General features: G+C 68.5%; 19 protein-coding genes and 1 pseudogene. 11 read left to right on the forward strand and 9 right to left on the reverse strand.

Annotation, left to right across the window (positions count from 1 at the left end):
• The first annotated feature begins 138 nt into the window (after positions 1–138).
• Both ACYVDN_RS11615 and ACYVDN_RS11620 read left to right on the forward strand, forming a co-directional pair.
• On the forward strand, positions 139–3,111 hold the full coding sequence (locus ACYVDN_RS11615; protein WP_460571571.1) for an alpha-mannosidase: 2,973 nt from the start codon (positions 139–141) through the stop codon (positions 3,109–3,111).
• Complete coding sequence (locus tag ACYVDN_RS11620; protein WP_460571573.1) at positions 3,108–4,472, forward strand: MFS transporter; 1,365 nt, start codon at positions 3,108–3,110, stop codon at positions 4,470–4,472. The genes ACYVDN_RS11615 and ACYVDN_RS11620 overlap by 4 nt, the downstream gene beginning before the upstream one ends.
• Before the next feature lie 4 nt (positions 4,473–4,476).
• On the opposite strand, the gene ACYVDN_RS11625 is transcribed toward ACYVDN_RS11620, so the two are convergent.
• From ACYVDN_RS11625 to ACYVDN_RS11645, 5 genes are all read right to left on the reverse strand, one after another.
• Positions 4,477–6,507 (reverse strand): GMC family oxidoreductase, encoded by a 2,031-nt coding sequence (locus ACYVDN_RS11625; RefSeq protein WP_460571575.1) that lies wholly within the window; start codon positions 6,505–6,507, stop codon positions 4,477–4,479.
• Positions 6,508–6,510: 3 nt separating this feature from the next.
• On the reverse strand, positions 6,511–7,824 hold the full coding sequence (locus tag ACYVDN_RS11630) for an ABC transporter substrate-binding protein (protein ID WP_460571577.1): 1,314 nt from the start codon (positions 7,822–7,824) through the stop codon (positions 6,511–6,513).
• Positions 7,825–8,059: 235 nt separating this feature from the next.
• Positions 8,060–9,127, reverse strand: coding sequence for a LacI family DNA-binding transcriptional regulator (locus ACYVDN_RS11635; RefSeq protein ID WP_460571579.1), 1,068 nt, complete (start codon positions 9,125–9,127; stop codon positions 8,060–8,062).
• A 103-nt stretch (positions 9,128–9,230) separates the two neighbouring features.
• A complete protein-coding gene (locus tag ACYVDN_RS11640) occupies positions 9,231–9,686 on the reverse strand; it encodes a universal stress protein (protein ID WP_460571581.1) in 456 nt (151 codons plus the stop codon).
• Positions 9,687–9,749: 63 nt separating this feature from the next.
• On the reverse strand, positions 9,750–10,268 hold the full coding sequence (locus ACYVDN_RS11645) for a MarR family winged helix-turn-helix transcriptional regulator (RefSeq protein WP_460571583.1): 519 nt from the start codon (positions 10,266–10,268) through the stop codon (positions 9,750–9,752).
• Between the two features lie 88 nt (positions 10,269–10,356).
• Between ACYVDN_RS11645 and ACYVDN_RS11650 the strand changes: the two genes are divergently transcribed.
• Positions 10,357–11,076 (forward strand): hypothetical protein, encoded by a 720-nt coding sequence (locus tag ACYVDN_RS11650; protein ID WP_460571585.1) that lies wholly within the window; start codon positions 10,357–10,359, stop codon positions 11,074–11,076.
• A 26-nt stretch (positions 11,077–11,102) separates the two neighbouring features.
• Here the strand turns inward: ACYVDN_RS11650 and ACYVDN_RS11655 are convergent, their stop codons facing one another.
• On the reverse strand, positions 11,103–11,768 hold the full coding sequence (locus ACYVDN_RS11655) for a VOC family protein (protein ID WP_460571587.1): 666 nt from the start codon (positions 11,766–11,768) through the stop codon (positions 11,103–11,105).
• A 170-nt stretch (positions 11,769–11,938) separates the two neighbouring features.
• Here ACYVDN_RS11655 and ACYVDN_RS11660 point away from each other — a divergent pair, with 170 nt between their 5' ends.
• The 4 genes and pseudogenes from ACYVDN_RS11660 to ACYVDN_RS11675 all read left to right on the forward strand — a co-directional run.
• Positions 11,939–12,514 (forward strand): HhH-GPD-type base excision DNA repair protein, encoded by a 576-nt coding sequence (locus tag ACYVDN_RS11660; protein ID WP_460571589.1) that lies wholly within the window; start codon positions 11,939–11,941, stop codon positions 12,512–12,514.
• Between the two features lie 269 nt (positions 12,515–12,783).
• Positions 12,784–13,797, forward strand: a complete 1,014-nt coding sequence (locus tag ACYVDN_RS11665; RefSeq protein ID WP_460571591.1) for a malate dehydrogenase — start codon at positions 12,784–12,786, stop codon at positions 13,795–13,797.
• Positions 13,798–13,912: 115 nt separating this feature from the next.
• On the forward strand, positions 13,913–14,089 hold the full coding sequence (locus tag ACYVDN_RS11670) for a type II toxin-antitoxin system Phd/YefM family antitoxin (protein ID WP_460571593.1): 177 nt from the start codon (positions 13,913–13,915) through the stop codon (positions 14,087–14,089).
• Positions 14,086–14,304, forward strand: a pseudogene (locus ACYVDN_RS11675) (type II toxin-antitoxin system RelE family toxin); the annotation flags it as partial. The gene ACYVDN_RS11670 and the pseudogene ACYVDN_RS11675, both read left to right, overlap by 4 nt.
• A gap of 44 nt (positions 14,305–14,348) precedes the next feature.
• Here the strand turns inward: ACYVDN_RS11675 and ACYVDN_RS11680 are convergent.
• The 3 genes from ACYVDN_RS11680 to ACYVDN_RS11690 form a co-directional block, all read right to left on the reverse strand.
• The gene (locus ACYVDN_RS11680) at positions 14,349–15,917 is read right to left on the reverse strand and encodes a transporter (protein ID WP_460571595.1); all 1,569 of its coding nucleotides are present in this window, start codon (positions 15,915–15,917) and stop codon (positions 14,349–14,351) included.
• Positions 15,899–16,732: an ABC transporter ATP-binding protein gene (locus ACYVDN_RS11685; RefSeq protein WP_460571597.1), complete on the reverse strand. Its 834-nt coding sequence runs from the start codon at positions 16,730–16,732 to the stop codon at positions 15,899–15,901. The genes ACYVDN_RS11680 and ACYVDN_RS11685 overlap by 19 nt, the downstream gene beginning before the upstream one ends.
• Positions 16,733–16,797: 65 nt before the next feature.
• On the reverse strand, positions 16,798–17,148 hold the full coding sequence (locus ACYVDN_RS11690; RefSeq protein ID WP_460571599.1) for a hypothetical protein: 351 nt from the start codon (positions 17,146–17,148) through the stop codon (positions 16,798–16,800).
• Between the two features lie 151 nt (positions 17,149–17,299).
• On the opposite strand from ACYVDN_RS11690, the gene ACYVDN_RS11695 reads away from it, so the two are divergent.
• From ACYVDN_RS11695 to ACYVDN_RS11710, 4 genes are all read left to right on the forward strand, one after another.
• Entirely contained in the window at positions 17,300–18,613 is a 1,314-nt protein-coding gene (locus ACYVDN_RS11695; protein WP_460571601.1) for an ion channel protein, read from the forward strand.
• 355 nt (positions 18,614–18,968) lie between these two features.
• The gene (locus ACYVDN_RS11700; RefSeq protein ID WP_460571603.1) at positions 18,969–19,433 is read left to right on the forward strand and encodes an SRPBCC family protein; all 465 of its coding nucleotides are present in this window, start codon (positions 18,969–18,971) and stop codon (positions 19,431–19,433) included.
• Positions 19,434–19,461: 28 nt separating this feature from the next.
• Complete coding sequence (locus tag ACYVDN_RS11705; protein ID WP_460571605.1) at positions 19,462–19,803, forward strand: ArsR/SmtB family transcription factor; 342 nt, start codon at positions 19,462–19,464, stop codon at positions 19,801–19,803.
• Between the two features lie 95 nt (positions 19,804–19,898).
• A complete protein-coding gene (locus ACYVDN_RS11710; RefSeq protein ID WP_460571607.1) occupies positions 19,899–20,345 on the forward strand; it encodes an SRPBCC family protein in 447 nt (148 codons plus the stop codon).
• The last annotated feature ends 12 nt before the right edge of the window (positions 20,346–20,357 follow it).

A 20,357-nucleotide genomic window follows, 5' to 3' on the forward strand; every position in this document is an offset into this window, starting at 1 on the left:
CGCCCGGTTCTCAGGGGCCATCCCCGACCATCCCAGGTTAGGGCCCGGTGCCTCACCCTGTCCCCCATAGGCTGGTCGCAAGCGGCGCGGCATCGAGGCAATCCGACCCGACGGCCGGGCGCGCGGCAGGAGGCGCACGTGTTCGGTTTCGCCGACTGGCTGGTCGGGCTGGCGGCCCAGCAGCCACGGCAGTACCGCCGGCTCACGCGCATTCGCAAACACGTCTACACCTCGATCGGCCGCTTGGATGCCGAGCTGATCGCCTCCCCTGAGCCGATCCCCTTCGCCGAGCTCGACCGCGACGCGTTCGCGCCCGTTCGACCGGGTGCGGTGTGGGGGCGCACGGGTGACTGCGCGTGGCTGCACGTGCACGGCGCCGTGCCTGCCCAGACCTCGGCGGGGGCCCGTACCTCTGCGCCCAGGACCCTCGAGGCAGAGGACGATGACCTCGTCATCCTGCTCGGCATCGGCGGCGAAGGGCTCGTCTACTCGGCGGATGGCGAGGTGCTCGACGCTGTCAGCACGGTGTTCCAGCAGGGCGACTTGCCGCACAGCGGCGGCCGATTCCGTCCTGTTCGTGGTGTCGACACCAGCGGTGGAACCGTCGATTTCTATGTCGATCTCGGTTACAACGGATGGCTGCTCTACCCGATCGGTCGGGGTCGGTTTCACGGCGCCATGCTCGCCAGACGCGACCCGATCGCGTACGGCCTCTACTACGACTACCTGACCCTCGTGGTGCTCGCCGCGGCGACCGAGGATGACCACCTCCGTGCCGAACTGCGGTCCGGACTCGACCGAGCATGGCGCCGATTCACCGCCGGCGATGCGCAGGCCGCCCGCGCCGAGCTTGCACCCCTCCTTGCCGTGGAATCGACGAGCGACTTCGTCTACAGCGCGGTCGGGCACGGCCACCTCGACATGGCTTGGCTGTGGCCGTGGCGGGAGACCCGCCGCAAGGCTGCTCGCACCTATGCGCGGGCGCTCGGCAACCTCGCTGAGCGACCCGGATACGTGTACGGCACGAGCCAGCCGCAGCAGTTGCAGTGGATGAGGGACGAGCATCCTGCCCTCTTCGAACGGCTGAAGCAGGCCGTCGACGGCGGACGGCTCGAGCTGCAGGGCTCGTTCTGGGTCGAGACAGACACCAACCTTCCGGGCGGCGAGTCGCTGGTGCGTCAGGCGCTGGTCGGCCGACGCTTCCTGGCCGAGGAGTTCGGCCGCACGCCAGACGAGCTGCGCCTGTGCTGGCTGCCCGACACCTTCGGCTACAGCGGCAACCTGCCTCAGCTCCTCTCGAAGAGCGGCATGGACTGGTTCATGACCATCAAGCTGGCGTGGAACAAGGTGACGGTCTTCCCGCACCGCACCTTCACCTGGCAGGGCATCGACGGGTCGAGCGTGCTCGTGCACATGCCACCGGAGGGCGACTACAACAGCAGGGCAGCAGCCGACAACCTGCTCACCGGGCTGCGGCGGTATCCGGAGAAGGCGCTCGGCACGGCGCTGCTGGTCTACGGGTCGGGCGACGGCGGGGGTGGACCGGGCGAGATCCACCTCGAGGTCACCGAGCGCGAGCACAGCCTGCGCGGTCTACCCAAGGTGGAGTACTCCACCGCGACGGACTTCTTCCGCCGCCTCGAACGGATGCCCGTCGAGCACACGCACACCGGCGAGCTCTACCTCGAGACTCACCAGGGCACGTACACCGTGCAGGCCGAGCTCAAGCGTCGCAACCGGCTGATCGAGCGCAAGCTGCACGATGCAGAGGCGGTGGCTGCGGCGGTGGGAGACGACGGCGCGACGTTCGAACCGCTCTGGCGCGACGTGCTGCTCACACACTTCCACGACGTACTGCCCGGGTCGTCGATCACCCGCGTCAACCGCGAGGCGATCGAGCTGTACGAACGCGTCGAGGGCACGCTCGACGGCTTCACCGCCTCGCTCACCGAACGGCTGCCGGCCTCCCCCGCGCCATCCGTGCTCAACCTCTCCGGCTTTCCGCGACGCGAGCACGTGCGCGTCGCGGGCCGGTGGCACGAGGTGGATGCCGAACCGTACGCCTCCGCACCGCTCACCCCCGCGAGGTCGTCCTACCCCGAGCTCGGCGACACCGACGACACCCTCACGAACGGGCTCATCACCCTGCGGTTCGGGCCGACGGGCGAGATCGTGTCGTTCCGCGACACGCATGGACACGAGCACGCAGGATCCGGACTCAACCGGCTCGTTCTGCACCGCGATCCGTTCCAGTTCCCTTTCGACGCGTGGGACATCGGCGCCGGCTACACCAAGCGCACGCCGCGCACGCTGACGGCGACGGATGTCCGTGCCGAAGTCGACGGCCCAACGGCGGTGCGCCACCACACGTTCCGCACCAGACGGTCATCCATCTCCCAACGCATCGTGCTCGAAGCCGGCAGCGACCTGGTGCGCATCGAGACGACGGTCGACTGGCACGAGCGACGCAAGATGCTCCGCGCCGAGTTCCGGCCGACGCACTTCGGGCCGACGGCGGTCTCGGAGATCCAGTTCGGCCACATCGCCCGCCCGACGACGGAGAACAACCCCACGGAGCTCGCCCAGTTCGAGACGTGCGCCCACAAGTGGATCGCGACCGAGGACGCGAAGGGCGGCTTCGCCCTTCTGAATGACTCGAAGTACGGGCATCGCGCCAAGAACGGGCTGCTCAGCATCAACCTGCTGCGATCGCCGACGTTCCCCGACAAGACAGCCGACAGGGGCACGCACCACTTCACGTACGCGTTCCGGGCCTTCGAGAGCGGGGACCTCAGGCCGGTCATCCGCGACGGCTACCGCCTGAACAACCCGCTGCTGCCCGTTGGTGGGCGCACTCTTGAGTGCATGGCGAGAACCTCCGACGCCGGCGTCGTCATCGAGACGATCAAGCCGGCGCAGAACACACGCGGCGTCGTGCTGCGGCTCTACGAAAGCCTCGGGTGCACGACGGCGACCTCGCTGAGCACCGGATTCGCCCATGGCCCCGCCATGGAGACGAATCTCATGGAGGAGCCGATCGGCCCGATCGATCTCGAGCGGCTCTCGTTCGGCCCCTTCGAGATCAAGACGATCCTGCTGGAGACGACATGACCGAGCAGACGATCTCGGCGGGCGACGCCGGCAGCATCCCATCGCCGCGTGTGCAGCGAACGGCGATCGTGGCCGCCGGATTCGGCCAGAACGCGATCTTGACGACGGTCACGACGTTCATGCTCGTCTACCTGCTGCAGTTCGCCCACCTCAGCACGTCGGGCATCGGGATCGCGACCGGCATCATCGCGGTCGCGAAGGTGTTCGACGCCGTCAGCGACCCCGTGATGGGCAGCATCATCGACATGACGCATACGCGATGGGGCAAGCTGCGACCGTACATCCTGTTCTCCGCCGCGCCCGTCGCCCTGCTCACCACGCTGCTCTTCACCGTGCCCGACACGGCGGAGAGCGTGCAGCTCGTCTACTTCGGTGTCGTCTACCTGCTCTGGGGCCTCGCGTACACCGCCTGCGACGTTCCGCTGTGGGGGCTCATCGGGTCGGCGTTCGCCGAGCCGGTCATCCGCAATCGCGTCGTCTCGAACGTGCGCGCGTTCGGTGCGATCTCGCTCGGGCTCGCGACGCTCGGCATGCCATGGCTCGCAGGCGCGCTCAGCTTCGGCCCGACCACGACGGGCGCCGGCTGGTCGCTCGCGGTGGGGCTCGTCGCCGTCGTCGGCATGTCGCTCTACCTGCTCGCCTTCTTCTTCGGGCGCGAACGGCAGTCGAAGGCGGCGCGCACCCGGCTGAGCTTCCGACAGCTCTTCACCACCCTTGCGCACAACACTCCCCTGCTCATGGTGCTGCTGGGATCGGTGCTGGGCTTCGGCCGCTACATCGTGCAGGCGGGCGGGGCCGTGTTCGTCGTGATCGCGTATCACGACGAGAACCTCTTCACCCTGATCGGTGGGGCCATCATCGCCGGTCTGGTCATCGCCTCGTTCGCCACGCCGCTGCTGATGCGTTGGATGACCGGCCGCACGGTTGCGATCGGCAGCTCGTTCGCCGCAGCAGTGCTGTACGTCGCGATGTACTTCGTGGGCTACGACAGCATCGTCGCCATCACGGTGTTCATCTTCCTCACCGGCCTGACGCTCGGCGCGTTCCTCGTGGTGCAGGCGACGATGATCGCGGATGCCGTCGACGACGTCGAGAGGCGCACCGGCGTGCGCAACGACGGCATCTCGTTCGCCACCCTGACGTTCGTCTCCAAGATCATGACGGCACTGTCCGTGCTCGCCTTCGGTCTCGTGATCGTCGCCGCGGGATACCAGGACGGTGTCACGGTGACCCCCGAGATGGAGAACGCCGTGTTCATCGGCATCACACTGGTGCCCGCCGCGAGCTGCCTGCTCTCCGCCGTGCCGTTCTTCTTCTACCGCCTTGGCGGACGCGCACCGGTTCTCATGCAGGCGGCCTGACGCGCTACTCCGCCAGCATCTTGTCCATCGTGCGGTAGGCGTTCGCGATCGCCGTGAGCACCGGGTTCACCCCGCCGTTGGTCACGTGCACCGAGGCATCCGCGATGCGCAGGTTGTCGTGCCCCCAGACCCGGCCGACCGGGTCGACGACGCTGCGCGCGGGGTCATCCCCCATTCGACAGGTGCCGGCCTGATGCTGACCCGAGCTCGGGGCCCAGCGGCTCCGATCTCTGCTGAGCGGCACGACGGCGCTGGCGCCCGATGCCCGCAGCCACTCCGCCGCACGGTCGGTGAGAAAGTCGCGAGCCCGGTAGTCCTCGTCGTGGTTTCCGCCGCTGAGCCGTGCGACCGGTGCCCCGAACCCGTCGGTCACATCGTGGGCGACCCGCACCCGAGACGAGCTGGAGGTGACCTCTTGAATGGGTCCCATGACCCGCATCATCCGGTTCGCCAACGCGCGCATGCCGGCCTTCGACTCCAGGCCGAACGACGGGATGAACCCCGCGGCGACCAGGTACCGGTAGGTGTTCGACGGCGTCGGCACGAACTCGTTCGCGATCATCCCTCCGCCGACGATGCCGGGGTTGCCGTGCCGGTACGCCGTCGTCGCGATCGACGGACCAGGGCCGAGCAGATCGACGACATCGCGGTCGAAGATCGCTGTGGCGCCGCCGTAGAGGTGACCCTGCAGATGGCGGCCGACCTGGTCGGCGTCGTTTCCGATGCCGTTCGGCTCGCGGTCGGTCGGGCTGTTCAACAGGAGACGGGCGGACTCGATCGCCCCTGCGGCCAGCACGACATCGTCGGCGCGCACCTCTGCCGTCCAGACGGAGCCGTCGCGGATGCCCGCGATGCGAACGCCGTCCACCCGACCCCGGTCATCCGTGAGCAACCGCTGCGCCGATGCCTCGACGATCATGGTGCACCTGCCGGTGTCGAGTGCCTCAGCCAGTGTCGTGTTCTGGCTGCCGTTCTTGGCGCCGACTGGGCAGGCGAAGCCGACGCACATGGCGCACTGGGCACACGCCGCCCTGCCGAGGTACTGCCTGGAGTTGATGAGGAGCGGCGGCGGCACCGTCGGGATGCCGAGTGCTGCGGCACCTCGGCCCAGCACGGTGTCGGCAACCCCGCCGCGGAGGGGCGGCATGGGGTAGGGCCCCGAGCGATGGCCGTCGTGGGGGCTCGCCTCGTCGTAGCCGCTCACCCCCATCTCCCACTCCGCACGTTGGTAGTAGGGCTCGAGCTCCTCGTAGCCGAACGGCCAGTCGGCGAGAGCGCTCCCCTGCGGCGTTCCGTATGTCGTCGCCATGCGGAAGTCGATCGGCGAGAACCGCCACGCCTGGGCGCCGTAGACCCGGGTGCCACCTCCCACGGTGAAGGCGTTGTTGCCCCATCCAGCGTCGGACGGCCCGAGCAGGTGGTCACCGGATTCGTTGCTGAGCACACGCGGTGAGGCGTCGACGGGGCCGCTCAGCACCGGGAGGCCCCAGTCCGAGCGCGGGTTGCGCAGGTGGTCGGAGTCGAGCCGGTCGGTCGTCGGCCACGATCCGGCCTCGACGACGAGCACCTCGCGCCCGCTCTTCGCCAACTCGGCGGCCGCGACGCCACCGCCAGCGCCAGAACCGATCACGATGGCGTCGTACCGAGGGCGAAGCCATCCCGGGCCAGCAAGCACGTGCCGTTTGTCGGACTCCGGCGCCAGGGCGGGCCAGCCGCCGACGGGCTCAGGGCGCCACTGCACCATCCGCCACGATGCAGCGCCGGCGTTGCCGCCATTGGCGGGGTCGGCGTAGAAGCCGCCGCTGACGAGCTGGGCGAACCACTCCCATTCGGGGTGCTCCGTCGGCCGTTCGGCGTCGAGAAGGGAGCGGATGCGCCCCGCCCACTCCGGCCTCTCGTTGAGCATCCCGGTGAGAAACGCCGTAGCCCCCGCCTGGAACGCAGACGGCCAGTCGTCGGCAGGAACCACCAGATCGACAAGGGTGACCAACGCGCCGTCGCGGAGAACGGCATCCACCTCGGATTCGACGCCCACGGGCTACTTGATGACCGACTCGAGCGACGACTGCAGAGTCTGGAGGATCTGCTTCGACGACTGCTGGCCCTGGGCGATCTGCTGCACGAACGTCGCGGTAGCGGAGCCGCCGTCCACGGTGTTCAGCGCCGCGAAGGCGTGGTCCGTGCGCGCTCCGATCGTCTTGCCGATCGGCTGCCAGACGTCGACCGACTTCACGAGGTTCTTGTCGTTCTGAATCACCGGCAGCTTCGTGATGCTCTTCTTGACGGGTAGGTCCGTCTCGACCCCGCTGGTCCAGTACTGGTGGATCTGGTCGAGATACCAAGCGAGGAAGGCCTCCGACGAATCCTGCGACGGCGACGTGTCGAACATCATGAGCGGGTTGATGTAGTACACGGTTCCGGTGTCTCCGTGTGGTCCCTTCAGCGGATCGATGACCTCGAGGTCGGACTGCTCGTCCGGCTTGAAGGTCTTGTCGAGCCCGGTCTGGTTGAACCCCATCGCGACGCGACCGGATGTCCAGTCATCCGCGAGGTTCGTGTTCGTGTAGCCGATCGCGTGGGGGTCGATGATGCCCTTCTTCACGCATTCGTTCAGAAAGTCCAGAGTCTCGATGTTGCGATCGGTGACACAGTCGAGGTTGCCGTTCTCGTCGAACATGCCGCCTCCGTTGTTGATCATCAGCGCCGACACCGTGTGCTGCGCGTCGGTGGTGGTCGTGCCCGCTGCGAGACCGAGGCCGACCAGCCCCTGCTTCTGCAGAGCCTCGCCCGCCTTGATGAACGAGTCCCAGTCGGTCGGGATGTCGGCGCCGGCCTTCTCCAGCAACGACTTGCGCACCCACAGCACGCGGAGGTCCATCGACCACGGCAGTGCGGCGTATCCCTTGCTGGTCTTCATCTGCTGGAGCAGGCCTGGCAGGAAGTCGTTGGTGCCGTTCTTGTCCAGCGTCTTGACCAGGTTGTCGGCGGGGACGACGGAGCCCTGCTCGAGCAGGTAGAACGGCAGGAACGCCGCACCGGACGCCACGGCGGGCGTGGTCTTGGATGCCGCAGCCGACGTGAACGTCTGGTTCCAGTTCGCCCACGGTATGGACTGGTACTTCACCCCGCGGTCGCTGCCCTTGGGCTGATACCCGTTCGCGATGCCGCGCGCCTTGGCCGTGTAGGTCGTACCCGTTCCCCACACCATGTCCCAGAAGGTGATCGGCCCGCCCGTGCTCTTCGGGCCGCTGGAGGCGGCGCTGCAGGCGCTCAGGCCTAAACCGACCGCCACCGCGGCGCTGCCGGCGAGGAAGCCGCGTCGACTCAGACTGCTGGTTGCACCGGTTTGCATGTCAAACTCCTTCGTTTGCGGCGATGTCGTGTCACGGTCCGTGCGTCACGGCCTCGTCTGCCGGATCGGCATCGGACTCGCGCCCGACGGTATTACAGAACCGGTTTAGTAGTCAACACCCGAACCGGTTTTGTTCTGTTCCGGAGGGTGATTGGCTGCGGGTCGCGGGGTGCCGGTGCTGGTGGGTGCGAACGGAAGATGGACCGCGAGACGCTGTGCCACCGCCGGCGCTACGTCACTCCGTCGGCGCGGAGGCGACGCTCGCGCGACGCACCAGGGTCGGCGGGTCGAGCCACGCATCAGCGCCCTTGCCGTCGTCGATCAGCTGGACGAGCCGCCGCGTGAACACCCGCCCGTACTCCACGACCGGATGGGCGAGCGCGGTGATGGGTGGCAGGGCGACCTCGCAGAGCGTCGAGTCGATGAAGGACGCCACCGAGACATCCCGCGGCACCGCCAGGCCGGCCGCACTGAGGGCCGACAAACCGGCGAGAGCCATCACGTCGCTGTCGAACACGATGAACGTCGGCGCGACCCGCTCGCGAACGAGTTCGACGGCGCGCTGCGCACCGGAGCTCGGGCTGTAGTCCGTGTACACCGTGTTCACCGTGACGCCGTTGGTGCCGGCCCATCTATCGGCGGCACGTTCCCGCAGCAGCACGGCTGCCTTCGCAGGATCACCGCTGATCCAGGCGATGCGGCGGTGCCCGAACGACAGGGCGTGGTCGAGCAGGGCGGTGACCGCGCCGCGCTCCTGGAACCACACCGTCGGAACCTGCCATCCCTCCGGCACGGTCGTCACCCGCAGCTCGGCAGGCATCGCGCCTTCGCCGGCGACAGTGCTCCTGAACGCGACGAAGGGGGTCTCGAGCTCCTGGAGAAGGGCGAAGCGGGGCTCGTCGACATTGATGTCGGAGACCAGCACTCCGGCGAGCCGACCCTCCGACATCCATCGCCGATAGAGCGCCGCCTCTGCTTCGCGATCCGCCACGAACTTGGCGACCAGGGACAGCTCGCCGGACTCGAGCTCCAGCTCGATGCCCGAGAACAGCTCCGTGAAATAGGGGTCGATCGCCGGGGTCTTGGCGCTGCGCACGATCGCCCACCCGATCGAATCACCCCGCGAGCCCGAGAGAGCCCGCGCGATCCGATTCGCGGACCATCCGAGCTGTCGCGCCGCTTCTTTCACGCGCTCGCGAGTCTCGTCGGAGACGCCGGGGCGGTCGTTGAGGGCGTTGGATGCCGCTCCTTTGCTGACCCCGGCGGCGAGTGCCACATCTCTGATGGTCACTCGGGCCGACATATGAGGAACCCTAGCGTTTCGCGTCGCCGAGCGGTCGGAGGCGTCCACCGCCCGGCGACGATCGCCTCTCAGCCCGCGAACGGACCACGGCGCACGGCCGGCGTCAGCGCACGATCAGCACGGGGCACTTCGCGTGCGAAGCGCATTCGGAGCTGACCGATCCAAGCAGCAGGCCGGCGAAGCCGCCGCGCCCTCGCGAACCGAGCACGAGCATCTCTGCGCCCTCGCTGAGGTCGATGAGCACCTGTGCGGGGTGGCCGAACCGCACCTCTGCGAGCAGGTTCTCAGGGCGATCGTCTCCATAGGCGTCCTTCAGAGCCTGCTCGAGCGTCTCCTTCGCGAAGTCCTCGAACGACGGAGCCTCGGCCATCGCGAACGGCCCGGTCATCACGGGATACGTCCACGTGGTGACGGCCTCGATGCTCGCACCGAGCAGCGGGGCGAATCGCGCGGCCTGCCGCAGTGCGTCGAGCGATGGATCGGAGCCGTCGACTCCGACGAGGATCCGCGGTCCGGTGGGCTGTTCGGTGGCGTCCGTTGCTGGCGTTGTATCGGTCATGCCTCCAGCATGGCCCGCGGTGCACTGGTGCGCACGGACCTCGCCGCTCGATCGCCCGATGGACTACTGCGCCCTGCGCCCCGCTGTCCTGTCTACGGCCCCGGCCTCCGGTTGCTGTTCCCGGAAGGCGCGGTACCCCTCGTGAACCTCGACGTCGACGTCGAGAGACCCCGCGAGCGAGCGCAGCAGGCCGTAGAGTTCGTCGCGCTGGCCGGCGGTGAGCTGCCCGGCGAGCTCTGCCTCGTGCGCTTCGGCAACGGCGCGAAGCTCGTCGAGCCTTGCCGTTCCCTGGTCGGTGAGGGTGAGCCGGTAGCTGCGCCGATCGACCTCGCTGCGAGTGCGAGCCACGAGACCGTCCCGTTCGAGACCGTCGATGAGTGCGACCATACGGCTCTGCACGAGCCCGAGCCGGTCGGCGAGATCCCGTTGACTGACGCCCGGCTGCCTGCCGAGAATGCGCAGCACCCCTGCCTGCTGCGCGGTGAGGCCGAGCTCTGCGACGCGCTCGTCGAAGCGGCGGGACGCGTGGGCGCCGAGCTGGCTGAGCAGGAAGCCGATGCGCGCTGGTCGATGGGATGGCACGCTTCAAGAATACAGCGTTGACAGAATAATTCTGAAATGTAATCATTACGTGTCGTAAGTACTGCAAACACCGGGAAGGAGCGAGACCATGACATCGCCCACCACCACCCGTGCGGTGCGTCGTCCAGACGGACCCAACCCGGGCATCCTCGCCATCGTGACGACCGTGCTCACGCTCGCGGGCATCGCGATCAGCGCGGCCATCGCGGGAGGCACGTTGCCCTCGCCGTTGGGCGCAACGTCGGAGGTTGCCGCGTACTACACGCACGACCCGGTCGCCGCCACGCTCGCCGGGTTCTTCACGTTCGGCGCGTCTGTGCCGCTCGGCATCTACGCGGCGACCACGTACGCACGGATGCTGCGGCTCGGCATCCGCGTTCCGGGTCCGTCGATCGGCTACTACGGCGGCATCGCCGCCTCCGTCTTCCTCGGAACGTCCGGCCTCGTCACCTGGGTGCTCGGTCAATCCGTCACCGGCATGAGCCCGGCTCTTGTTCACACGTTCGCGTACCTGGCCTACGCGCTCGGTGGCGTCGGCTTCGTCGGCGGCATCGGACTGCTGATCGCCGGCGCCGCGGTGCCGTCGCTGGTCCTGCGGCTCACACCCCGCTGGTTCGCGTGGACCGGACTTGTGATCGCGGCCGTCTCGGAGCTCTCGTTCTTCGCACTGATCTGGCCGCCGGTGAGCATCCTGCTGCCGATCGGCCGGTTCGCCGGGCTGCTCTGGCTCATCGTCGTCGGGTTCCTTCTGCCGAGGGACCGTCGCGACATCACGCGGAACCACGCCCTGACCCCGCTGGTCGAGTAGCGCGCTGGAGCTGAAAGCCAGCGAGTTCAGGTGTCCTCGGGGTTCGTGTCGTCGACCCACGGCGCGACGTCGATCTCGTTGCCCTCGGGGTCGGCGAGCGTCCACCAGTGCGGCGCGAATTCATCGCTCACCACGGCGCCGCCAGCGGCGAGCGCTGCAGCGATGCGGCCCTGCGCCTCCGCACGAGGCAGCGCGAGGTCGATGTGGATGCGGTTGCGCTGGGGCCGTGGGGCGTCCATCTGCTGGAACCACACCGACGGCCCGAGCCTGCGAGGGTCGACCAGGACCTCGTCCCCCCGCCGGTCGTACGCCAGCACGGCCTCCCAGAACGGCAGCACCTTCGGGATGTCGAGCGCATCGATCGCGATCTGCACGGTGTGGAGCTGGCGGGACTCCGTGGCGATGCCCAGCCCGCGTGCGACCTCCGAGATCTGCAGGGCGAGCGCGACATCGCGGTCGCTGAGCCCGTGCGCCTCGTGCGTCTGCAGGCGCACGACCACGGCGCCGTAGCGCAGGTCGACGTCGGGGTGATGGTTCGCGGCCTCGGCGAGCTCGCCGACCGCGTTCACGAGCTCGAGGCCGGTGGCGAACGAACCCGTCGCGAAGTAGGCGGTCGCGCCGCCGTAGACACGATGCCAGTCATCCCCAGGCACTGCGTCGTGGAACTGTCGGGTCGAGATCGCCTGGACCATGGATGCCTCCCTATGCGCACCGGCGCACGCTCTGCATGCCGACGCCGGTCACCCCCATGCAAGACCTCACCACCGACATCGTCAATCGGCTGTGCACAACGTGGTCTCTGCCGCACGGGAACGGTCATCCCGCCGCCCGCGCGACGGTGGCGAGTGCGAGGATGGACCGCATGACCGGCACCCTGCACATCACCGGAGACGACGCCGCCGACGCACTGCTGTCGGCCGACCCGCTCGCCCTGCTCATCGGCATGCTGCTCGACCAGCAGGTGGCGATGGAGACCGCGTTCAGCGGACCGGAGAAGATCCGGGACCGCATGGGCGGGCTCGATGCCGCCGCGATCGCCGACGCGGATCCGGATGCCTTCGCGAAGCTCTGCTCCACCCCGCCGGCCGTCCACCGGTATCCGGGATCGATGGCGGGGCGCATCCAGGCCGTGTGCCGCGCGATCGTCGACGACTGGGACGGCGACGCCTCGACGATCTGGACGCGCGACGAACCCGATGGTCGCGAGGTGTTCAAGCGACTGAAGGCGCTTCCCGGCTTCGGCGACCAGAAGGCGCGCATCTTCGTGGCGCTGCTCGGCAAGCAGTACGGATTCGACGGCGCCGGGTGGCGTGAGGCCGCCGGTGCGTACGGCGAAGAGGGGTCGTACCGTTCGGTCGCCGACATCGTGGACGAGGCGTCGCTCGCACGGGTCCGCGAGACCAAGAAGGCCATCAAGACGGCCGCACGCACCGCGTGAGGTCGAGCCAGCGGCGACGCGCCGGCAGGCATCCTCACTCCTCTCAGTGAGCACATAGATTTCTATCAGTGTGGCGTCAGAGTTATTTCAGCGTTCATCCCGGTAGTGTCCATAGATTGAAGCCCTGGCCGGGGGATATCCCCCCAAAACCCCTCGGCAGGCGAGCGGCTCTTCTGAAGCCGCGCCCAGGATCCCCGAGTACGCCGTCTCGCGTGCTCGGGGATTTCCTGCATCCAGCACCGCGCGGGCCCCAGCCGTAGGCTGGCCGCATGGCCGCCGCTTCCCGCGAACCCGTCACCCTGACCGTCACCGGAGCAGGAGGGCAGATCGGCTACGCGCTGCTGTTCCGCATCGCCTCAGGGCAGTTGCTCGGGCCCGATACTCCCGTGAGCCTTCGCCTCCTGGAGATCCCTCAGGGCCTTCGCGCAGCTGAGGGCACCGCTCTCGAACTGCTCGACTCCGCGTTCCCCCTGCTGCGGTCGATCGAGGTGACGGACGACGCGTCGAAGGCCTTCGACGGCGCCAACGTCGCGCTGCTGGTCGGGGCACGCCCGCGATCCGCAGGCATGGAGCGTGCGGACCTGCTGGAGGCCAACGCTGCGATCTTCGCGCCGCAAGGAGCTGCGATCAACGAGCACGCGGCATCCGACATCCGAGTGCTCGTCGTCGGCAACCCGGCGAACACGAACGCTCTCATCGCCGCGTCGCACGCGCCCGACGTGCCTGCCGAGCGCTTCACCGCGATGACCCGGCTCGACCACAACCGCGCAGTCGCGCAGCTCGCGGAGAAGCTGGATGCCCCTGTCGCCTCGATCGACGGCGTCGTCGTCTGGGGCAACCACTCGGCGACTCAGTTCCCGGATGTCTCGCACGCCACCCTCGACGGCCGTCCGATTCCCGAGCTGGTCGACACCGAATGGCTCGACGAGGTGTTCGTGCCGAGGGTGGCGCGCCGAGGCGCGCAGATCATCGAGGTGCGCGGGGCGTCGAGTGCGGCATCCGCTGCCAGCGCGGCCATCGATCACGTGCACGACTGGGTGAACGGCACCGGCGGGCGCTGGACGTCGGCGGGGGTCACCACGAGCGGGCCGAACGCCGAGGTCGCGGCGGCTTACGGCGTGCCGGAGGGACTGGTGTGCTCGCTGCCGGTGCGAGCGGAGCATGGCGAGTGGGTCGTCGTGCCCGACCTGGCCGTCGAAGCGCGATCGCGGGCTCGCGTCGACGCTTCCATCACGGAGCTCGTCGAGGAGCGCGACGCCGTGCGGGCACTCGGCCTCCTGTAGCGCCACACATCCACTGGGGCCTGGCCCCTCATTGTGGTCGCGTCGTGTCGTCACCTCTCCGCATGGCAACAACAAGGGCCCACAACTCGCAGAGGTGAACATGTGCATCAGCTAGATGATCATCGAGCGTCGTGGGCGCCCGGCGGCGGTGGTCGTCAGCCCCGAGGCCTATGAGCGAATGCTGCAAGCAGTCGAAGAGGTCGAAGACATCGCCGCCTACGACGAAGCGATTGCGGAGGAAGGCGAGAACATCCCCTGGGCCCGGGTCAGGGCAGACCTGGGCTGGACGTGAGCTACCGGGTCGAGCTGCGACCCGCGGCGGTACGCGCGCTGAAGCGAATCGACCACCAGGACCGCGACCGCATCCGTGGAGCGATAGAGCTGCTCGGCCAAGACCCTCGGCCGCCCGGTGCCAAGGCGCTACGTGGCCGGCCCGGTCTGCGCGCTGGCGGCTACCGCATCGTCTACACCGTGCACGACGATGTGCTCCTCGTGGTCGTGGTCACGCACGGCCATCGCAGGGACGTGCATGAGCGGTGGCGCTGGCGAAGTCACGCGTCCTTCTGCAGCTGCACGAGCAGCTCGGGCGCGCGCCGGTCGAGGATGCGCCCGCCGAGCCGCGCACCGATCGTGAGCGTGATCGGGCCGAGCACGATGCCGACCACGAGGGAGATCCAGCCCCAGAGCTGCTGCCCCGTCGTGAGGCTGACGATGAGCAGCACGATCTCCGGCAGGTTGATCACCGCGAGCGCGCCCCACGTGATGAAGGTCGAGCCGAGCAGCGCCGTGTTCGCGCCCGGACGCGTCTTGAACGGGTTGTCCCCCGGTGCAGGCGCGGGGAAGACCACGACGGCCGAGGTGACCGAGCAGACGCCGAGGCCACCGAGCAGCAGACCCATGGCGAGGCCGAGGAGCGCAGGCGCGGGCATCCAGCTGTCTGCAACCGTCGCCGTGATGAGGGTGATCGCAACGACCGCCGGAAGCCCGAAGATCAGGACGGCGGATGCCCGTCCCCACCGATCGGCACGACCGGGCACCGCCTTGCTCATGTGCAGTACGAACGCCGTCGAGTCGTAAGAGACGTCGGCGATGAGTGCGCCGCCGAGCACGAACGCGACGAGCGGACCCGAGATCTGCAGCAGGAACGTCGCATGGCTGATCGACGAGTAGAACCAGAACAGCAGCGGCAGCACAGGGATGATGACGAGCTGCCGCAGGTAACGCGGATCGCGGAACCAGTAGGTGAGGCAGCGCGCGGCGATGACACCTGCCGGGGTGTCGGGGAACCGGCCGAAGAGCCCCAGCTTGCCCTGAGCGCGCACCCGCGAGGTCGCGTGCACCGGAGTGACGAGCGCACGGGCGAGCCCCCAGCGCCACACCAGGAACACGACGGCGATCGTTGCGAGCCCGATCAGCGCCCGCAGCACGGCCCCGAGCGGGTCCCCGAGCGCCACCTGCGAAGGGATGGCCCAGATGGCGCCGAGCGGGGTCCACGACATCGCGTCGGCCAGATTCGGCAGCACATCCTTGGAGTGCTGCAGCCCTGACGCGGTTCCGGCGATGATCGGACCGAGCAGCACCAGAGGAATGAAGATGAGGATGCCCGCCGCCTCGCGGAACCGCCGCCCCGACGACAGCCCGGTCGCCGCCGACGTCACAGCACGGGAGAGCATCACGCACAACAGGGCGCCCGCGATGCCGCACACCAGTGCGAGAACGGCCACGCCGGGCATCCGCAACCACGATCCGAACGTGAAGACCGACGCGATCATCGTGATGGCACCGGGGATCGCGACGACGCCGGAGATGAGCAGTCCGGTCAGGAGGGTGTTCAGGGGAATCGGGTAGACCGCGAGGTGCGGAGCGTCGAGGGTCTGCTCGATCGGCAGGAAGATCGGCACGATGGCCCACCCGAGGGTCAGCACCGAGCCGGCGAGCACCACGACGGTGCGCAGCACCTCGACCGGCGCGAAGTTCAGCGCGAACAGCCCGAAAACGACCAGGCCGAGCACGAACAGCCCGTACAGACCGCCGATGATCACGGCGATCAGTTGTCCGACGCTGCGCTTGAGGCTGTTGCGCAGAACGAGCAGACGCAGCCTTACGAGCGTCGCAACCACTCGGGACCCTCCTGCACGCGTCGTCCGCCGACGAGCTCGACGAAGCGGTCCTCGAGGTCGGCACCGGCCCGCACCTCGTCGACCGTGCCCGATGCGACGACCTGGCCGTTCGTGATGACCGCGACGTGATCGCACATGCGCTGCACGAGGTCCATGACGTGGGAGGAGACGATCACCGTTCCGCCTCCGCGTACGAACCCGCCGAGGATGTCGCGGATGTTCGCCGCCGAGACGGGATCGACGGACTCGAACGGTTCATCCAACACGAGCAGCCGCGGCGCGTGAACCATGGCGCAGGCCAGCGCGATCTTCTTCGTCATGCCAGCCGAGTAGTCGACGACGAGCGTTCCGGCCGCCGTCTGAAGGTCGAGGAGCTGCAGCAGGTCAGCGGTGCGCGAGACCGCGGTCGGGCGGTCCATTCCGCTGAGCAGGCCTGCATAGATGACGAGCTGTTCGCCGGTGAGGCGGTCGAAGAGGCGGGCGCCGTCGGAGAGCACGCCGACCTGCGCCTTCGCCTCGAGGGGGCGTTGCCAGACATCCACTCCGTGCACGGTCACAACGCCGGCGTCGGGTCTCAGCAGACCCGTCGCCATGCTCAGCGTGGTGGTCTTGCCCGCACCGTTCGGGCCGACCAGGCCGTAGAAGCTTCCGGCGGGAACGTCGAGGCTGATGCCGTCGACCGCGCGCTTCTGACCGAAGGACTTGTACAGCGTGCGGATCGACAGGGCAGCGGCCGGATCCGGATCCGGCGAAGCGACGGGGGTGGATGTCGGAGGAGTCGGCCGAGGCGGAGTCGGCGGGTTCACGTCGGTCATCTGGTCCTTCGCACTGTCGTCGTGAGCACGTCTCGCGCCCCATCCTCCCGCAGGTCGGGCGCCGCCTACCAGCCCACCGCTTTGGCTGCGCCCACGAAGCCCGCCACCCAGCAGGCCAGGCACAGCACGAAGGCGCCGACCGTGACCCACCACGAGATGCGGTGCTGCACGATGAGCACCAGGCCGCCGGCGAGCCCGGCGAGCGCGACCACCACGGATGCCACGCCCGCGACCATCAGCGACAACAGCGCACCGTTGGCACTGCACGACGCCGGCGGGCAGTAGTCGATGAAGGCCAGCCCGAACAGCGCGACGAACGTCGCGATGCCGATCAGCGCACCGGTCATCACCCACACCACGATCGAGAGGACGATGTCCCACACGATCGGCGGCTGATTCGCTGATGGTGTGGTCATGGAGCGAGTCTACGGCGCTGTCTACCACGCGACGTCGGCGGTCGAGGGCACGCACAGGAGCCCCCGACGAGGCCGAAGAGTCGTTACGGTATGTCGCATCCGGAACGCGGCGCCGACAGCCCTGCGAGGACCGGCCGGGCGAGGGGCGACCATGACAGACGCGGGTGCGGGCAGGCGGGCTACGGCGGCGGATGACGCGACACCGAGCATCCGAGTGCTGCTTCTGCTGTCGATTCCGGCGATCGTCATCGGGGTGGCGTCCGGCTTCGTGCTGTGGCTCCTCGACACGCTCTCGGAGTGGCTCGAAACGGCGCTCTGGACCGATCTGCCCCACGCGATCGGCATCGGCACGAACAATCCGTGGTGGATCCTGACGGTGCTGACCGTCACCGGATTCGCCGTCGGACTCGTGGTCTGGCTGATGCCGGGACACGGCGGTCCCGACTCCGCGACCACCGGTCTCTCGTCGCCGCCACCGCCGATCGGCACGCTCCCGAGCATCGCCCTCGTCGTGCTGCTCGGTCTGGCCGGTGGTGTGAGCCTCGGACCGGAGAACCCGATCATCGCGATCAACGCTGCGCTCGCCGTCGCCGCTGCCGCACGCTTCGCCACGAGGATTCCGCCAGGGTTGATCATCCTGATCGCCTCCGCAGGCACGATCGGCGCACTTTTCGGCACCCCCGTGGCCGCCGCGCTGGTGCTGACCAGCACCGTGGCGGCGATCAGGGGTCACGGGTCGCTGTGGGACAAGCTGTTTCTGCCGATCGCTGCAGCTGCCGCAGGATCGTTGACGATGCACCTGCTCGGGTCGCCAGGACTGGCGTTCCACGTGACGCCGTACGGCACGCCACATGCGATCGACCTCGTCACGGGCATCCTGGTCGCCGCGGTCTCGGCCGGGGTCGGCATCGCCGGGGCGTTCGTCTTTCCGTATCTGCACCGCGGTTTCCATGCGCTGAGGAACCCGGTGATCATGACGACCCTCGGCGGCCTCGTGCTCGGCCTGCTCGGAATCGTCGGCGGTCCGCTGACCCTCTTCAAGGGGCTGCAGCAGACCGGTGAGCTCATCGAGCATCCCGACAAGTACTCTGCAGGCACACTCGCGCTCTTCGCCATCGTCAAGATCGTCGCGCTGCTCGTCGCGGCGAGCGCGGGGTTCCGCGGTGGCCGCATCTTCCCCGCCGTGTTCATCGGGGTGGCCATCGGGTTGCTCGGCCACGCCGTCATCCCCGGCATGCCGCTCGGGCTCGCGATCGCGTGCGGAGCCATGGGCATCGTGATGGTCGAGACGCACGACGGCTGGATCCCGCTGTTCCTCGGCGTCGCACTCACGAGCGACCTGACGCTGCTGCCGATCCTGTGCGTCATCACGCTGCCGACGTGGCTGCTGATCAGGAACGCGCCGCCGTTCGAGATCCGGCCGAAGAGCGGGCTGAAAGCCGGACCCACTCCGCTGGTCGAGTAGCACGCACTGTGCGTCCTCCCCCTCCCGCTGGTCCAGGAGCGCGCGGAGGGCGCGCCCTTCCCTCCCGCCGGTTGACGAGTGCATGCAGTGCGCGCCCTTCCCTCCCGCTGGTTGACGAGTGCACGCAGTGTGCGTCCTTCCCTCCCGCTGGTTGAGGAGCACACCGTAGGTGCGCGTCTCGAAACCGCCAACGCTACGGGTACGGGTTTCGAGACGCGCGGCGACGCCGCGAGCTCCTCAACCAGCGGCGGAGACCGGCGGGCGACTCGGCGCGACGTGCAACTCATTGTTGCGCATCCGATCATGTCGACGTACAGTGATACGCAACCACTAGTTGCACATCCGAGGAGGACCCGTGGAGTACGGCAGCATCGAACGCGACATCTACATCGACGCGACACCCGACATCGTCTTCGAGGTCGTCAGCCGGCCGGAGCACCTGCGCGAGTGGTGGCCGGACGACGCGGACCTCGACTCCGCGGTCGGCGGAACCGGCGAGCTGCGCTGGAACGCACACGGGGACGACGGAGCGATGGTGCAGCCGATGACCGTCGTCGAGTCCGACCCGCCGCGGCTCTTCGCGTTCCGCTGGGCGTATCCGCTCGGCGCCGAGCCCGAGCGAGGCAACTCGTTTCTCGTCACGTTCGAGCTGACGCCGTCCGGCGAAGGCACCGCGCTGCGGATGACCGAGATCGGCTTTCGCGAGCAGGGCTGGGAGGTCGCGGTGCTCGAAGCGGCCTACCTCAGCCACGTCGAGGGCTGGGACCACTTCCTGCCCCGCCTGGTCGACTACGCGCCAAGGGCGGTCAGCCTGCGATGAGCGAGCAATCCCCGATGAGCGAGACGCTGTGAACGAGCCGACGATCGACGAGGAGCTCTGGTCGGCGATCGGCGACCCGACGCGGAGACGGATGCTCGACATCCTTCTCGCGTCGGGCCCGGGCACCGCCACCTCGCTCAGCGAGCACTTCCCCATCACGCGCCAGGCCGTCGCCAAGCACCTCGTCGTGCTCGACGGCGTCGGACTGGTGCACGGTACGACGGTCGGCCGGGAGCGTCATTTCGAGGTCGATCGAGCTCAGCTCGCCCGCGCGGCCGCACAGCTCGAGGCGGTCGGAGCGGCGTGGGATGCCCGGCTCGACCGCATCAAGCGCATCGCCGAGGGCATCCAGCGCGAACGGAAGCGCTGACCGGCACCGCCCCACCCAGTACGCCTCACCACCCGCCGCCTGCACGCGGCACGCGGGGCGCACCAGCGCGCCCGCACAACACGAAAGGAAGCATCATGGTCGACATCATCCACCGCGTCGGAGCGAAGGGTTCCTCGCGCGGCGCCGCCTACGCGGCACTCACCACCCTCGACGGCCTGAGCGGCTGGTGGACCCGTGACACCACGGGCGAGCCGGATCGCGTCGGCGGGGTCGTCGCGTTCCGCTTCGACCAGGGCGGCTTCGACATGAAGGTCGTCGAGCTCGTCCCCGGCGAGCGCGTGCTCTGGGAAGTCATCGACGGGCCCCAGGAGTGGATCGGCACCACGATCGGCTTCGACCTGCACGACGCCGAGGACTTCACCATCGTGCTCTTCGCCCACCGCGGATGGCGCGAGGAGGTCGAATTCATGTCCCACTGCAGCACGAAGTGGGCGACCTTCCTGGTCAGCCTCAAGGAACTGCTCGAGACCGGCGCCGGCGCGCCAGCACCGGACGACCTGAAGGTCAGCGACTGGCACTGAGCGCTGCCGCAC

The sequence above is a fragment of the Humibacter soli genome (assembly GCF_054779035.1).